At 63.4% G+C, this 15,313-nt stretch carries 14 protein-coding genes; 7 read left to right on the forward strand and 7 right to left on the reverse strand.

The window, feature by feature from the left end; genetic code table 11:
• Nucleotides 1–4: 4 nt before the first annotated feature.
• From poxB to EB231_RS33575, 4 genes are read right to left on the reverse strand one after another with little or no spacing between them, the layout of a single operon-like run.
• Nucleotides 5–1,741, reverse strand: a complete 1,737-nt coding sequence (gene poxB, locus EB231_RS33565; RefSeq protein WP_172352533.1) for a ubiquinone-dependent pyruvate dehydrogenase — start codon at nucleotides 1,739–1,741, stop codon at nucleotides 5–7.
• 55 nt (nucleotides 1,742–1,796) lie between these two features.
• Nucleotides 1,797–2,612 (reverse strand): acetoacetate decarboxylase family protein, encoded by an 816-nt coding sequence (locus EB231_RS33570; RefSeq protein ID WP_172352534.1) that lies wholly within the window; start codon nucleotides 2,610–2,612, stop codon nucleotides 1,797–1,799.
• A gap of 40 nt (nucleotides 2,613–2,652) precedes the next feature.
• On the reverse strand, nucleotides 2,653–2,850 hold the full coding sequence (locus EB231_RS35440) for a hypothetical protein (protein WP_246740837.1): 198 nt from the start codon (nucleotides 2,848–2,850) through the stop codon (nucleotides 2,653–2,655).
• Complete coding sequence (locus EB231_RS33575) at nucleotides 2,847–3,629, reverse strand: FAD-binding protein (protein ID WP_246740838.1); 783 nt, start codon at nucleotides 3,627–3,629, stop codon at nucleotides 2,847–2,849. Before EB231_RS33575 ends, EB231_RS35440 begins: the two co-directional genes overlap by 4 nt.
• A gap of 196 nt (nucleotides 3,630–3,825) precedes the next feature.
• Between EB231_RS33575 and EB231_RS33580 the strand changes: the two genes are divergently transcribed.
• Together EB231_RS33580 and EB231_RS33585 are read left to right on the forward strand one after the other, a co-directional pair.
• Entirely contained in the window at nucleotides 3,826–5,484 is a 1,659-nt protein-coding gene (locus EB231_RS33580) for a Na+/H+ antiporter (protein ID WP_172352535.1), read from the forward strand.
• Nucleotides 5,485–6,062: 578 nt separating this feature from the next.
• Nucleotides 6,063–6,341, forward strand: coding sequence for a hypothetical protein (locus EB231_RS33585; protein WP_172352536.1), 279 nt, complete (start codon nucleotides 6,063–6,065; stop codon nucleotides 6,339–6,341).
• 130 nt (nucleotides 6,342–6,471) lie between these two features.
• Here EB231_RS33585 and EB231_RS35025 read toward each other — a convergent pair whose 3' ends face one another.
• Both EB231_RS35025 and EB231_RS33595 read right to left on the reverse strand, forming a co-directional pair.
• Nucleotides 6,472–6,609 carry a hypothetical protein gene (locus EB231_RS35025; protein WP_206681885.1) on the reverse strand — a complete coding sequence of 46 codons (138 nt, stop codon included), beginning with the start codon at nucleotides 6,607–6,609 and terminating at the stop codon, nucleotides 6,472–6,474.
• A gap of 114 nt (nucleotides 6,610–6,723) precedes the next feature.
• Nucleotides 6,724–7,560: a universal stress protein gene (locus EB231_RS33595; protein ID WP_172352537.1), complete on the reverse strand. Its 837-nt coding sequence runs from the start codon at nucleotides 7,558–7,560 to the stop codon at nucleotides 6,724–6,726.
• A gap of 154 nt (nucleotides 7,561–7,714) precedes the next feature.
• On the opposite strand from EB231_RS33595, the gene EB231_RS33600 reads away from it, so the two are divergent.
• A complete protein-coding gene (locus EB231_RS33600; protein WP_172352538.1) occupies nucleotides 7,715–8,113 on the forward strand; it encodes a c-type cytochrome in 399 nt (132 codons plus the stop codon).
• Nucleotides 8,114–8,130: 17 nt separating this feature from the next.
• A complete protein-coding gene (locus EB231_RS33605; RefSeq protein ID WP_172352539.1) occupies nucleotides 8,131–9,684 on the forward strand; it encodes a bifunctional aminoglycoside phosphotransferase/ATP-binding protein in 1,554 nt (517 codons plus the stop codon).
• 13 nt (nucleotides 9,685–9,697) lie between these two features.
• On the opposite strand, the gene EB231_RS33610 is transcribed toward EB231_RS33605, so the two are convergent.
• Nucleotides 9,698–12,379 carry a bifunctional acetate--CoA ligase family protein/GNAT family N-acetyltransferase gene (locus EB231_RS33610; protein WP_172352540.1) on the reverse strand — a complete coding sequence of 894 codons (2,682 nt, stop codon included), beginning with the start codon at nucleotides 12,377–12,379 and terminating at the stop codon, nucleotides 9,698–9,700.
• Between the two features lie 136 nt (nucleotides 12,380–12,515).
• Between EB231_RS33610 and EB231_RS33615 the strand changes: the two genes are divergently transcribed.
• From EB231_RS33615 to trxC, 3 genes are read left to right on the forward strand one after another with little or no spacing between them, the layout of a single operon-like run.
• A complete protein-coding gene (locus EB231_RS33615) occupies nucleotides 12,516–12,902 on the forward strand; it encodes a DUF302 domain-containing protein (protein ID WP_172352541.1) in 387 nt (128 codons plus the stop codon).
• 11 nt (nucleotides 12,903–12,913) lie between these two features.
• The gene (locus tag EB231_RS33620) at nucleotides 12,914–14,791 is read left to right on the forward strand and encodes a heavy metal translocating P-type ATPase (protein WP_172352542.1); all 1,878 of its coding nucleotides are present in this window, start codon (nucleotides 12,914–12,916) and stop codon (nucleotides 14,789–14,791) included.
• The gene (gene trxC, locus EB231_RS33625; RefSeq protein WP_172353140.1) at nucleotides 14,791–15,237 is read left to right on the forward strand and encodes a thioredoxin TrxC; all 447 of its coding nucleotides are present in this window, start codon (nucleotides 14,791–14,793) and stop codon (nucleotides 15,235–15,237) included. The genes EB231_RS33620 and trxC overlap by 1 nt, the downstream gene beginning before the upstream one ends.
• The last annotated feature ends 76 nt before the right edge of the window (nucleotides 15,238–15,313 follow it).

A 15,313-nucleotide genomic window follows, 5' to 3' on the forward strand; every position in this document is an offset into this window, starting at 1 on the left:
CCGGTCAGTGCCAGAGGTTGGTTTTGGCCAGATCGACGATTTCGTCCGCCCTGCCGTTCATGATCGCGCGGAGCATGTAGAGGGAGAAGCCCTTGGCCATCTCGACCGTGATCGCCGGCGGCATCGCGAGTTCGGTCCGCGTCACGACGGCATCGACGACCACCGGACCGTCATGGTCGAGCGCCGCGCGGATGCCGGCCTCGATCTCCGACGCATGTTCGATCCGGATGCCGCGGATACCGACGGCCTCCGCCAGGGCCGCGAAATTCGGGTTGGTCAGATCGGTGCCGAAGGGCACGAAGCCGGCCGATTGCTGCTCGACCTCGACGAAGCCGAGGGCGCCGTTGTTGAAGATGACGATCTTGGCCGGAAGCTTGTGCTGCACCAGGGTCAGCAGATCGCCCATCAGCATGGTGAAGCCGCCGTCGCCCGACAGCGAGATCACCTGACGGCTCGGGAAGGCCGCCTGCGCCCCGATCGCCTGGACCATGCCATTGGCCATCGAGCCATGGTTGAACGAGCCGATCAGGCGGCGCTTGCCGTTCATCTTCAGGTAGCGCGCGGCCCAGACCGTGGGAGTGCCGACATCGCAGGTGAAGACCGCATCCTCCGAGGCAAGCTCGCTGACCGCGCGGGCGATCTGCTGGGGGTGGATCTGTTGTCCGCGCCGGTCCGGCGCGCCGAGGGCGTCAAGCCCCGCGCGGGCGCTTTGATAGTGCCGCACCGCCTGATCGAGATGGCTGCGCCCCTCGCGCACCGCAAGCTGCGGCAGAAGGGCGGTCACCGTCGCCTTGACGTCCCCGACGAGCGCGCGGTCAACCGAGGTGCGCCGCCCGAGTCGCCCCGGCGCGATATCGACCTGCACGGTCACCACGCCTGGGCCCTTGGGGAAGAACTGCCGATAGGGGAAGTCGGCACCAAGCACGAGCAACACGTCGCAGTCGAGCATGGCGTAATAGCCCGAGGAGAAGCCGATCAGCCCGGTCATGCCGACATCGAACGCATTGTCGTATTCGACATGTTCCTTGCCGCGCATCGTGTGCACGATGGGCGCCTTGAGCCGGCTGGCAAGCGCCACGACCTCGTCATGCGCACCGGCACATCCGGCACCGCAGAAGATGGTCACGCGGCCCTCCTGATTGAGCAGCTCGGCCAGCGCCTCGACCTCTTCGGTGGGGGGCACCACGACCGGGGCCTTCGGCAGCAGCCCGGAGGATTTCGATTTGGCCTCTGTTGCGGCGGGCTTCAGCGCCACGTCGCCGGGGATCACCAGCACCGAGACGCCGCGCTGGCCGACGGCGGTGCGGATCGCGGTTTCGAGGCTGCGCGGCATCTGCGCCGGGTCGGAGACCAGTTCGCAGAAATGGCTGCATTCGCGAAACAGCTCCTGCGGATGGGTTTCCTGGAAATAGCCCGAGCCGATCTCGGCGGAAGGAATATGGGCGGCGATCGCCAGCACCGGGACATGCGAGCGGTGGCAGTCGAAAAGCCCGTTGATCAGGTGCAGGTTGCCCGGCCCGCAGCTGCCCGCACAGACCACGAGATCGCCGGTCAGATGGGCCTCGGCGCCAGCGGCGAAGGCACCGGCTTCTTCGTTGCGGACATGGATCCACTCGATCTGGGTCTGCTTGCGGATCGCATCTGTGATGCCGTTCAGGCTGTCGCCGACGACGCCATAAATGCGTCTGATGCCGGCGGCCTGGAGCGTTTCGACGAGTTGCTGGGCTACGGTAAGGGACATGGTCTGCTCCTGCATTGGCGTGGAGCGGGGCCGCGCGCGGGCGGCCCCGCCGGCTTCACGCGAGGTAGTTCCTGAGGACGCGAAGGTCGGAGACGGAATAGGCGAAGCTGAAGCGATAGCCGCGGCCGACGCGCAGCGGGGCGATGCGGTGGATTTCTTCGCCCTCGGCCTCGGGAATGCGCAGCTCGGCCGAGCCTGCCCACATGCCGACCATGGCCGGATCGTCGACCAGCGACAGGGTCAGTTCATCGACCGCAGGTGTGCCTTGCAGACTCGCGACGAGGTTGGGGAAATACCGCCGGATGGTGGTTGGCCGATTGAAGACGGTGGTCGGATCGTCGACCTTTTCCTCAAGCTGGATGCGTGCGGTGGCGATCCGTTCGCCATGCGCCGAGACGCTGGCGCCGAAGCGGCTGCCGGGGGCCAGCGGTGCGGCGGCAAGGCTGGGCACCGGGAAGCTGCGGGTCTGGAACACGCTGCCGATCTTCTTCGGGAAGCCTTGCGTCCAGCCGCGTGCGAGAGCGGCGTCATTGTCGACGAAGATATAGGGGCAATAGGTGACCGGCATGCCTTCGAACACCGCGTCGAGCAGGATGAACGCCTCGCGGTACTGATAGCGCGCGGGATCGGTCAGTTCGTCCTGTTCGCCGGTGAATTGCCAGTCGAGAAACCAGCAGAACGCGCGGCCTGCGCTGCCGTCGTCCAGCGTCATGCCGGGCGGAAGCAGGGCCGCGACCGCGGCGGGATCGGCCCAGTATTCGACCGCGATGCAATCGCTGGCGTAATGCCAGGGCGGCGTCGGGTTGAGCGAGGACTTGCCCTCGGGCGAAAGTGGCACGCAATAGCCGCGCGGTGGGGTTTGGTCCGGCATGTGTCGTTTCTCCTGTTCCGGGCACGGCAAGGGGCCGCGCCTACTTCCATTTGGCCAGCTTGAAGGTATGGCCGAACCCGGGGTTGAAGGAATTGGTGGGGTCGAGGCTGTGGTAATGGTCCACCAGTGCGGGCTTTGCGATGTAGAGGTGGCCGACTGCCGGGTATTCCGCGCCGCGCGCGTCGAGCAGCTTCCACATCGCATGTTCGATGTCGTCGTGCCTGAAGCCCTTTTTCACGACATAATCCTCGGCGTTAAAGCGCGCCGGCGTCGTCGCCGAGATATCGCGCACATGCTCCTGATAGCCGTGATCCGAGCAGAAACGGTGCGGATCGTCCTCGATCTCGGCCGCGGCAAAGTCGCCCTTCTGGACCCGGGCGAGGATCGCCTCGGATCGTCACCGAGCCGGATCCCCAGATGGTTGATGAGTTCGATGCGGCCCTCCGCCGTCACCTGCGCGTAAAGCGTCATCTGCGTGAAGGCCGGCCCGCGGTGAATCAACGCGCCGCCGGAGTTGTTGCAAACACCACCGAAGACCGAAGAGCCGATGCAGGAGGAGCCGATCACCGAATGCGGGTTGCGCCCGAGCGGCTCCAGTGTCTTTTCCAGCTTAAAGAGCATCGCGCCGGGGAGGCAGACAACCTGGGCGCCGTCACGGATGACGTGAATCCGGTCCATCCGCATCGTGCTGATGATGACGATGTCTCGGTCATAGGTGTCGCCGTCGGGTGTCGAGCCGCCGGTGATCCCGGTGTTGGCCGCCTGCATCAGTACGATCTTTCCAGCAGCGACGCAGGCATTCAGCACATGCCACTGCTCGATCAGGTTGCCCGGCCGCACGCCGGCAAGCGCCGGTCCCTCGCGGAAGCGGAAGCCTTTGCGAAACCGCCGGGTGCTTGAGGGGTTGGTCAGCACATGGGATGCGCCAACGATCCGCTTCAGGTCGGCAATCAGCTCGAAATTCGTGGCGGCAACCGCAGGCTGCCAAGCGGTGACGATCGGGCGTGAAAGGGGCATCGGAGTCTCCGTCGAAGCCGAGATCAGTGCGCGACCCGGCCCGGCGGCCCGATCGGGATTGTGCAGCTGCTATATCCACCCAAGCGCACGGCAGCGCATGTTGGCTGTTGTTGGACTTTGTTGGGCACCTAGAGTGCCGCTGGATCGGATCGCGGTTTCAGGCAATCTCACGCGCGTCGCAGCCGAGGAGCGCCGCATGGACATCGTCACCAACTCCCTCGTCCTTTTGGCTGCGGTGGTGCTGAGCGCCGAGCTCGGCCGGGCCCTCGGGCTGGCGGTGCCGCGACCGCTGCTGCAGATCGCGCTCGGCGCCGCGATCGCCGCGGTGGCGCCTCTCGGTTTCACGCTCAGTCCTGACGTCTTCTTTCTGCTCTTCCTGCCCCCGCTACTTTTCCTCGATGGCTGGCGCATCCCGAAAGGCGGGCTGCGGCGTGATCGCGGAACCATCGTCGCTTTGGCTTTCGGCCTGGTCTTCTTCACGGTGCTCGGGCTCGGCGTCTTCGTCCATGCGACTGTCCCCGCAGTGCCGCTTTCTGTTGCCTTCGCGCTCGCCGCCGCGGTCTCGCCGACCGATCCGGTGGCGGTTACCGCGATCGCGCAGCACGTGCCGGTGCCGCCGCGCCTGCTTGCCATCTTGGAGGGGGAGGCGCTGCTGAACGATGCCTCCGGTCTGGTCGCGATGCGCTTCGCCGTTGCCGCGGCAATGACCGATCCGGTCTCGCTATCGCAGGCCGGCCTAACGTTTCTCTGGCTGGTGGCCGGGGGCCTTGGCATCGGGTTTTGCCTGACCTGGGCAGTGGTCGGGTTGAAGAACCAAGTTGCCCTCCGGCTTGGTGAGGAGGCCGATGCCCAGATTCTGATCAGCCTGCTCCTGCCGTTCGGGGCTTATCTGATCGCGGACCGGATCGGTGCCTCGGCCATCCTCGCCGCAGTCGGTGCCGGCCTCGCGATGAGCCGCGCAGAGCAATCGGGCACGGCACTGCCGCTGACCCGGATCCGGCGTGCGGCCGTCTGGACGACGATCGGCTTTGCTGCCAACGGGGTGATGTTTGTCCTGCTTGGCGAGCAGCTTCCGAAGCTTGTCGCGAATGCCAGCGCGACCATACGAAGCCTCAACCACATGTCTCCAATCTGGCTGCTCGTCTATGTGATCGTGATCGGCCTTGTCCTCACTGCGCTACGGTTTCTTTGGGTTTGGGCCTCCCTCCGGTTCGTACTTTTGCGCGCCCGCAACGGTCGGGGTGCCGCTCAGGTCCCGGGGCTGCGGCTGGTTGCGGCGACTGCGCTTGCAGGTGTGCGCGGAGCGGTGACGCTGGCCGGCATCCTCACACTCCCCTTGCGCGACGCCACCGGCGCGCCTTTTCCGGGCCGCGACCTTGTGGTGCTGATCGCCGCAGGCCTCATTCTGATGTCGCTGATCGCGGCGAGCATCGGGTTGCCGCTGCTGCTCCGCGGGCTAGCGCTGCCGGCTGCCACCGCCGATGAGGGCGAAACGGAGGCGCGTCTCGCGGCGGCGCGTGATGCGATCGCGGCCGTCATTCGAACCCGGGACGGCCCTGCCATCGGGGAAGGCGGTCCAGATGTCCTCGCGGCGGCAGCGGAGCCGGTCCTGAGCTTTTACGAGCGCCGTATCGCGGGCCTGACGGCAGGCATGCCGAGCGCAAGCGATCAAGTGACCAGATCCGAACATGCGTTCTGGCTCGCAGCGATCCGGGCCGAGCGGCGCACGCTCTACCAATGCGCCCGTGCCGGCAGCTTGTCGGATAGCCTTGCCCGGCAGATGGTACGGGAGCTTGATCTGGTCGAGTTGCGCCTTGCGGGCAGTGACGGTTCTTTTGCAAACTCCGCTTCGTAACGGTTCTGTCACAGACTTTTGGCTGGTCTTAGGACGTCCAAGTTCGGGACATGACTATGCCGCGAGCTCTGCGAAGGTCTGGAAAGCGGCGGCGCCGTCCCTATACGCGCGAGCTGCTCGCCGCGACCCCGGCAAGGGGCATGCGCCTGCGGGGACCGACGCGTTCATTGAGTAAGAGGGCATTGCCGACTTGTCCGACCATGGGTGACTGCGACCTACCGGGCGCTGTTCAGCCGGTCATTTCGTTCGCACTGACCTAGAACGCAGCAGGCTTTTCACCAACCCTGCTGATATTCCGTCCTGGCAGAATGGTGCCGTCGGTTCGGCCAGACGACTTACGATTTGATTGATCACCGCGTCTATGAAGTCGTTGGAATAGAAGGGAGACGCCTTGACACATCTCGACGAGTTGCTTCGCAAGTATCGGGATGACACGCTGTTTCGTCGTCTGGCAATCGGTTCACCGACTTGGTCTGAAATGATCGCAGAGGCAATCATGAAAGATCGCACCGGCGGACTATCGTCTGGCCAGTCATAACGCAGCCTCCATCGATCTGGTCGCCGACAACGGCATCCATGTGCAGGTCAAAACTGTTGGCACCGTTTCTTCATTCGCCGGAATTCGGCGAGGTCGCGGTACAGCGGTCGAAGTCCTTGTGATCACGACTTTCGGCGAGCAGCTCCGCTTCTTTCTGGTGCCCATGACAAGGTTCAAAGAGATCGCTCGCACCTACCACTACCCAGAACGCAATCTCTTTTCGTGGGAGATCAGTGGCTCCCGCATAAAGAGCGGCGCGCTCGACGCTTTCGAGATTTCCCGAGATGGGGTGGAGATTCCTGGACTAAAAATGGGGTAGCAAATCGAGCGATGGCTACCCCAAAGACTACTGACCCGCGCTCCGCATGTTCCACGGGAGGGCGTACTTCTTGATCAAACCCAGTTCCAGCCTGGCGCTTCCGTGAACCGGCAGGCCGTTCCACTCTGGGTCAGGGGGGAAACGCGGCGTAGACATCAATCTTGGCGTGCGTTGCCAATTCGTTGATCATGGTCGCGTTGATTTTTAGGCTTGTGGGTTGCGAAACCCCGGGGCGACCGTAGAAATAGAGCCGCTTGGCCAGCCCCATAGTTGCAACTCCGACATACAACACGACATCGCTCTTGGCGAAGGCATACACGCCGACAGCGGCTCAAGCAGCGAAGCATATGGATTCGATTTCGCCTTTCGTTGGACGCAGCCTTCAACGAGCCATGATGATCGGCAGTCCGGGAGCCTCGATCATGGACCTTGTCACGCCGCCGAAAATCCTCTCGCGCAGCCGCGAATGACCATAGGCCCCCATGACCATGAGCTCGGCCCCAGTGTCGACCGCGTGCTGGCGCAGAACGTCGGCGATCGAGTGGTTTGAACTCGGCAAACGGTCCACAGTTACCTTTACGCCATGACGGGAAAGATAGGTCGCCACGTCCGCCCCGGGCTCCGCGCCGTGATGCCGCTCGTCCTCGATCGGGTCGACCATGACGACCCGCACCTCATCGGCACCTGAAAGGATGTCGAGCGACTCTCGCAAGGCGCGCGACGCTTCCAGGCTGGCGTCCCATGCGACGAGGACGCGCTTCGGTTTCAACGTCGCGGACGCCCCTTTGGGGACGAACAGGATTGGCTTTCCCGACGAAAACAGCGCGCCTTCGATGACTTTCTCCTTGAGCGTTTGGCTCGCCAGCAAGTCCGGCCCAAGGACGGTTATATCGGCGTAACGCGCGCGCCGGCCGATGACCTCATCCGCCCAGGCATGGTCCGGGTAGTCATCACTCAGGTCCGTCGATACGGGGCTCGCCGACAGCATTTTGGAAACGGCTAAATTCCGCTTCTGCAGCATTTCCATTTCGGCTTCTCGCTCCGCGAGCCAAGCCGGCGAAACCACCTCGGCATATGCCCCGCCAGAGGGAGGCGCCGCGATGACCAGAACAAGCACCGAGAGATGGGCATTGATTTCTTCACACAGGCCGGCGGCAAGCTTCAGATCAGCGTCTCCCTGATCGGCCCCTGTAACCGTTAGCAATGTCTTGAATGGCATGGCGACGTCTCCTTGTTCGGGAGTCATAACGTAGCCAGCCGGTCGGATTCCTGCCTTGCGCTAAATCAAACCGATCGCTTCGCAGGATTGATCCCGATCAACGTACGCGCGCCTCGCAAACCTTAGCCTGACACCATGGCTGGAGGCGGATCAAATGAGATTCGGAACGACGATAGGTTTCCTGGCGTTGACGCTGAGCACCGCGGCGGCACAACAGATGAGCAATGGACGCCAGGAATATCTGAACTCCTGCGCCGTCTGCCACGGCGTGGACGGCAGGGGCGACGGACCAATGGCTGACGTATTGCGGAAGAGCCCCGCGGATTTGACCACGCTCGCGAAGCGCAATGGCGGGGAGTTCCCCTACTGGCGGGTCTATGCCACGATCGACGGTCGCGGCCTCGTGCCAGAGCACGGCGAGCGCGACATGCCAGTCTGGGGCAATCAGTTCCTGCCCGACGATGTGAAGCGCTACGGTCCCTACGGTGGCGAAGCGATCACCACGGAACGCATTCAAAACCTCGCCGGTTACGTTCAGACGCTTCAACGCTAGCAGGACTGGCACGCGCAATGATCACTCAAAATCAAGACGTCGTGGTCGAGATGATGAAGGACCCCGCCACCTATGGCGAGGCTGGTCCCGTCGAGACGATCGAAACCCACATTTCCCGGATATTCCTTATAGGGCAACGCGCATTCAAGATGAAACGCGCGGTCAAGCTGCCCTATGTCGATTTTTCGACGCCGGAGTTGCGGCTCGCCGCCTGCGAAAAGGAAGTGGAGTTGAACTCCAGAACGGCGCCCGGTCTCTATCTCAATGTCCGCCGCATCACGCGTGCGGGAAATCGGCTTGCGATGGATGGGTCGGGGGAACTGGTCGACGCTGTTATCGAGATGGTTCGCTTCGATCAGTCGAACCTCCTCGATCGCTTGGCCGCCGCGGCGAAGTTGACCCCCTCGCTGGTGACGGCCGTGGCGCGCATGATTGTCCAATATCACCGCAATTCCGAGGTGATCCACGCTGGCAGCGGGTCAGGGAACATTGGCGGTGTGCTTGAAATCAATTCGGCCGGATTTGCTACGAGCCACGTGTTCGATGGAAAGGAGATCGAAACGCTCAACGCGGCGTTTCGCGCCACCCTCGCCCGCCATGCCGGCCTGCTTGACCAACGCGAGGCGGCAGGCCGGGTCCGCCGCTGCCATGGCGACCTGCATCTGCGTAACATCTGCGTCTTTGATGGCGAGCCTCGCCTGTTCGATTGCATCGAGTTCAATGATCAGATCGCCACCGTCGATGTCCTTTACGATCTCGCATTCCTGCTGATGGACCTGTGGCATCGCGGTTTTCCGGAGTTCGCCAATCTGGTGATGAATCGCTATCTCGACGACGCCGATGACGAGGATGGCTTCATCCTGCTGCCCTTCTTCATGGCGGTGCGGGCGGCGGTGCGTGCTCACGTGACCGCGACACAGGTCGAGGAGGGCAGCCAGGACTCGACAAAGCTGGTCGCCGAAGCGCGATCTTATTTCCGACTCGCGCACATCCTGCTTGCCGAAACGCCGCCTCGGCTCGTGGCGATCGGCGGTCTGAGCGGCTCGGGCAAGACGACGGTCGCCGAAGCGCTTGCGCCACGGATCGGCGCGCCCCCCGGAGCCCGAATCGTCGAGAGCGATCGCATCCGCAAGGCCATGCATGGCGTGGCCGCCGAAACGAAGCTGCCGGACAAGGCCTATCGGCCCGGCGTGTCGGAACGCGTCTATCGCCAGATCGCCTGGCGTTCGGAACTGATCCTGGCCGAAGGAGGCTCCGTGGTCGCCGACGCCGTATTCGACAAACCGGAGGATCGCGACAGGATCGAGCGCGCCGCGAGTGACGCGAATGCCCCGTTTGCGGGATTTTGGCTGGCGGCCGATCCGTCTGTGCTTTGGCGTCGTGTCAGCGAGCGAAAGGGCGGCCCGTCGGATGCCACGGTCGACATCCTGTCACGGCAATTGCAGCGTGACGCCGGTGCGTTGACTTGGCGCAAGATCGAGGCAGACCGCAAGGTGGCCGAAATTACCGCCGAGATGGCGGCCGTGATTGAGGGCACCGCTTCAGCCAGCTTCAGGAAGACCGGATCATAGAGCTGACCACCGCCTAGCGAATCTCCAGTGTCGCCATGGAAAGGCCGGGCTCGCTGGGATGATGGGCAACCGAGAAGCCGAACTCCCGGCACATTGTGAGCATCTTGCGATTTTCGTTGAGGATTGTGCCCTCGATGCGGCTGATACGTTCAGCCCTCGCATAGTCGATGATCTGGTTCAGCAGATCCCATCCCAGCCCATGGCCCTGTAGGTCCGATCGCACGAGCAGCGCATATTCGCCGGTCCTGTGATCGGGATCGCAGGAAAGCCGACCGATTCCCGCCAGCGCTCCCGTGTCCTTTTCAAGCGCGACAAAGGCGATGTCGCGATCGTAGTCAAGCTGCGTGAGCCGCTTCAGCATCTGGTCCGGGAAGTTCTTGCGCAGCGACAGGAACCGGAGCCTCAGGTCATCGGGGGAAATTTTCGCCAGGAACACGGGATAAAGCGCTACGTCCGCGGGGACGATTGGCCGGATGTGAAAGGTCATACCGTCCGACAGAAGATCGCGACTCCATCCTGACGGATAGGGTCTTATGGCAAGGGCCGGGTTCGGGGCTGGCTCATCCACCCGTCGCGTGTCGATTTCGATGCGGGCATCGAGCGCAATCACACCTTCGGCATCGGCAAGCAACGGGTTGATGTCGAGGGAGACCAGGCAAGGGAAGTCGACGATCATTTGCGACAGGCCATTCAGCGCAGCGATGATCTCACCTCGGTTGGCTGGCTTGCGATCGCGATAGCCGGCAAGCAGGCGGCCTATTCTGGTCGCGTCGATCGCGTCCGCTGCCAGCACGTCGTCAAGCGGCGGCAGGGCGATCGCGGTATCGTTCACAACCTCGACCGCTGTGCCGCCAGCGCCAAACAGAATGATCGGGCCAAACATCTGGTCCAGATTCATGCCCAAAATGAGCTCCTGCGCATGCTTGCGCACGACCATGGCTTGCACGGTGTAGCCGTCGACCTTCGTCTCCGGCGACCGCGCACGCAAGCGTGCCTCGATCAACTGGGCGGCTTCCGCAGCCTTCTCGGCGGTCGCAATGTCGAGGACCACGCCGCCGAGGTCCGATTTGTGTGAAACCACTTTCGACAGCAATTTGACGACCACCTTTTCGGAGCCTTCGAGAAGCTCGCCGGCTGCCTGCGCCACCTCGGGGATGGATCCGGCTACAATGGTTCTCGGCACGGGGATGCCATAGGCGGCTATCGCCGCTTTTGCTTCCGGCTCCGTCAGCATGCGCCGCCCTTCGCTGGCCACCTGCCGGAAGATGGCATGCACCGATGCCTTGCCGTCGACCCGGTCATCACCTTGGCTCGAGGGCGTGCGCAGGAGCGCCCGCTGAGCTTGCGACCATTCGCTGAGATAGGAGGCAGCGATCGCCGCGTCCTCCGGCGTTTCGAAGCTCGCAATGCCGGCTTCCGTCAGGACGCGCCGGCCTTCGCGCGCGGTATGCTCGCCGAGCCAGCACGCAAGAAGCGGCTTTCCACCGATCTCGCCTTCGTCGCCAAGCTCGGCCACCTTCCTGGCGGCGTCGGGCGAGGAACCGAGCCCGGTTGGGCAGTTCATGACAAGTATGACGTCCGTTCCCGGATCCGCCGCCAAGGCCTCTAGCGCCGCCCCGTAGCGCTCCGGGGCAGCATCACCGACGATGTCGATCGGGTTTGCATGCGACCAGGTCGGCGGCAGCACATGGTCAAGCTGCTTGATCGTCGACGGCGCAAGTTCAGCCAACTCGCCTCCGCGGTCGACAAGCTTGTCGACCGCGAGAACGCCTGCGCCGCCGCCATTGGTGACGATACCGACGCGCGCCCGATCGAGCGGAGAATAACGCCCGATCGTTTCGGCCGCATCAAGCAATTCGGCGAGATCTTTCACACGCAGCACCCCTGCCCGTCGTAGCGCCGCTTCCACGACCCGGTCGGAACCAGAAAGTGCTCCAGTGTGGGTCGCGGCCGCCTTGGCCGCCTGTTCGTGACGGCCGGGCTTGATGGCGACTACCGGCTTGAGGCGCGCAGCCGCCCGAGCGGCCGACATGAACTTGCGCGGGTTGGGTATGGTTTCGAGATACATCACGATGGCTCGCGTGTGAAAATCGCCCGCCAGCATGTCGAGGCAGTCGCCGACATCGACGTCCGCCATGTCGCCGAGGGAGATGATCCGGGAAAAGCCGACATTGTTCGCGGCCGCCCAATCGATCAGCGACGTGGCGATCGCGCCGGACTGCGAGATCAGAGCGATGTTCCCAGGCTTCGGTGCCATATGGGCGAAACTGGCGTTGAGCTTCGATGGAGGGACTATCAACCCGACCGTGTTCGGCCCGATGATCCGCATAAGCGAGGACTTGGCCGCATCGAGCATCGCCTGGCGCAGACCATTCCCGTGATTGAGCCCCGCCGTGATAACGACGGCCGCTCGTGTTCCCCTCTCGGCCAGTTCCCGCACGATGCCGGGAACGGTGTCGGGAGGGGTTACGATCACGGCCAGATCGGGAACGCCCGGCAGATCGGCAACCCTGCCGTAGCAGCGGTGGCCGGCCACGTGCGAATATTTGGGATTGACCGGCCAAATCTCTCCCTCGAAGCCGCCGACCACGATGTTGTCGAAAACAACGCGACCGACCGAGCCAACGCGCCCGGTCGCGCCGACAACAGCGATGGATTTCGGGGAAACGGCGTATTCAAGATTTCGGATTGTCATCCCGGAAAACTCCTTGCCGCCACATTCACCGAAGGCGCCGAGCATTCATTGCGCCAGATCAAGGCGTCATCCGGGCCCTTGCGGATAGCTACAGCAGCGCTGCTCCCAAGCTGCTCTGCCGTCGAAGGAGAAACCGATGAGTTATTATTTCAGCAAAAGCCTCGACATGCCGTTCGCCGCGGCGATTGAACACGTCACCAAAAAGCTTGCAGACAAGGGCTTCGGTATCCTGACGCGGATCGATGTCCAGCATACGATGAAGCTCAAGCTGGGTGTAGACTTCAAGCCCTACATGATCCTCGGCGCCTGCAATCCGCATTTCGCGTGGCGCGCGCTGCAGGCAGAGGACAAGATCGGCGCGATGCTGCCTTGCAACGTAATTGTGACCGAGATCTCGCCAGGCACAGTCGAGATTGCCGCTGTCGATCCGGTCGCGGCGATGGGGGTCGTCGAGAACCCGGCACTTGCCGCAACAGCAAAGGATGTCCGGTTGTTGCTGCACGAATTGATCAGCGAACTTTGACGGCCGACTCCATGGACGAGTCCGCACTGCGGCGCGCGCTGCTGATCATCGCCATAGTAGGTCTGGCGCTTGGGCTTGGAGTGTGGCGGAGCGGTATTGGTCCCATCTCGCCTGACACAATCTGGACAGTGGCGACCCTGCCCGTCGTTGTCACACTCGCCATCTCCATCTTGCGGGATTTCTGGATCGGCCGGATCGGCGTCGACGCGATCGCGCTGGTTTCAATGTCGGCGGCGCTGCTGCTGGGGCAGGCTCTGGCGGCGGTGGTTGTCGCCATCATGTATGCCGGCGGCACAGTGCTGGAAGACTTTGCGCGCGGCAGGGCGGAACGCAATCTCAGAGCGCTGACCGATAGGGCGCCGCACGTGGCGCATCGTAAATCCGCAGATGGCACCGAGACAGTTCCGATCGAGCAAGTGGCGGTCGACGACGAGCTTCTGGTGCGCGCCGGCGAATTGCTGCCGGTCGACGGGATCTTGGTCAACGCTTCGGCCATGTTGGATGAATCGACCGTCACCGGCGAGCCCCTGCCGGAGCGTCGCGGCGCCGGCGACGTATTGCGCAGCGGCACTGTCAACGTCGGCGAGGCCTTTGTCATGCGGGCCTCCGCTGTCGCCGACAAGAGCACCTACGCCGCGATCGTGCGCATGGTCGCAGCCGCGCAAACCGCCAAGGCGCCTTTCATACGCATTGCCGATCGTTTTGCCCTGCTCCTGCTTCCGGCCACGCTTCTGGTCGCCGGCATCGCCTGGTATCTTTCCAATGATCCGATCCGCGCCCTCGCCGTTCTGGTGGTCGCAACGCCGTGTCCGCTGATCCTCGCTGCGCCTGTTGCATTCATCGGGGGCGTGTCACGTGCCGCCAGGGCCGGGATCCTCATGAAAGGCAGCGCGGCGATCGAGGCCCTCGCCCAAACACGCACCGCAGTCTTCGACAAGACCGGAACCTTGACGCTCGGCGGCGCCGAGCTGATCGAGATCGACGTCGCTCCGGGCCAGGAAGCCGATGAATTGCTGCGGCTGCTGGCCTCGCTCGAACAGGCATCGCATCATGTCCTTGCGGATGCGATTGTCCGCATCGCCCGTCATGGAAACCTGGCGCTCTCCCAACCCCATGATGTCCGCGAACATCGTGGGGAAGGCCTGAAGGGGCTGGTGGACGGAATGTCGGTCGCGGCCGGGTCGAGGCCGCTCGTTCTTGGGAACGACCCACTGCCGAAGTGGGCGGAAAGTGGAGAGAGCCGGTACCGCGACGCGCAGGTACTCAGGGTGTTTCTGGCTATCGATGGCCGGCTTGCCGGCATTTTCACATTAGGAGACACCATACGCGAGGATGCTCCTGACACTCTCGGGGCTCTGCGTTCGGCGGGGGTCGCGCGGATAGTCATGCTCACCGGCGACGATGGCACAGCCGCTGAAAAGGTTTCCGCTTCGCTTCGGCTCGATGCGTTCTTTGCCAATGCCACGCCTGCCGACAAGGTCGCGACAGTGGAGGCCGAGAAGGCGACGGCGCCGACGATGATGGTGGGCGACGGCATCAACGATGCTCCTGCCCTTGCCGCGGCGACCGTGGGCATTGCCATGGGGGCTCGTGGCGGGACAGCTTCGTCGGAAGCGGCGGACGTGGTCGTGCTGACCGACAGGCTGCAGCCTGTCGCCGAAGCATTGCGGATCGCCAGGCGCACGCGCGGGATTGCCCTGCAGAGCATCATCGTCGGGCTGGCGCTGTCGGGCGCAGCGATGATCGCGGCCGCCATGGGGCACATAACGCCGGTGGCGGGAGCATTGCTTCAAGAGGGTATAGATGTCGCCGTCATCCTCAATGCGCTGCGCGCCCTTGGCGACGGGCATTTCGAAAACAATCGAACCAGGACAGTTGAACGATCATGATGCAGGAGAATCTCGTGGTTTGCACCAAATGCGGCGTGGTCAATCGCTTGCCGCCGAACCGAAACGGCACCGACGCGCAATGCGGAAAGTGTGGCGCCCGGCTGTTTTCAGGGGTCCCGCAGGATATCGACGCGATGAACTTCGATCGTCAGATCGGGCGCGGCAGTCTACCCGTCCTCGTCGATGTCTGGGCTCCATGGTGCGGTCCCTGCAAGACGATGGCGCCGGCCTATGAAGCCGCAGCCAAGGCGCTTGAGCCTCATATTCGGCTGGTCAAGCTGAATTCCGATCAGGAGCAGGCCATCGCGGCGAGGTTGAGCATTCGCGGCATCCCAACCATGATCCTGTTTCACCATCAGCGAGAGATCGCGCGCATCTCGGGGGCTATGAGCGCCAGCCAAATCGTCGGCTGGGTTCGCGGCCATGTACCGACCAGCGCCAGTTGAGCCTCCCGCCAGACCGGGATCCGTTTTGACCTTGATCAAGGTCACACGCGGTTGCCACGGTAGGAATGGCGTCAAA

It is taken from the genome of Mesorhizobium sp. NZP2298, from assembly GCF_013170825.1.
Taxonomy (GTDB): domain Bacteria; phylum Pseudomonadota; class Alphaproteobacteria; order Rhizobiales; family Rhizobiaceae; genus Mesorhizobium.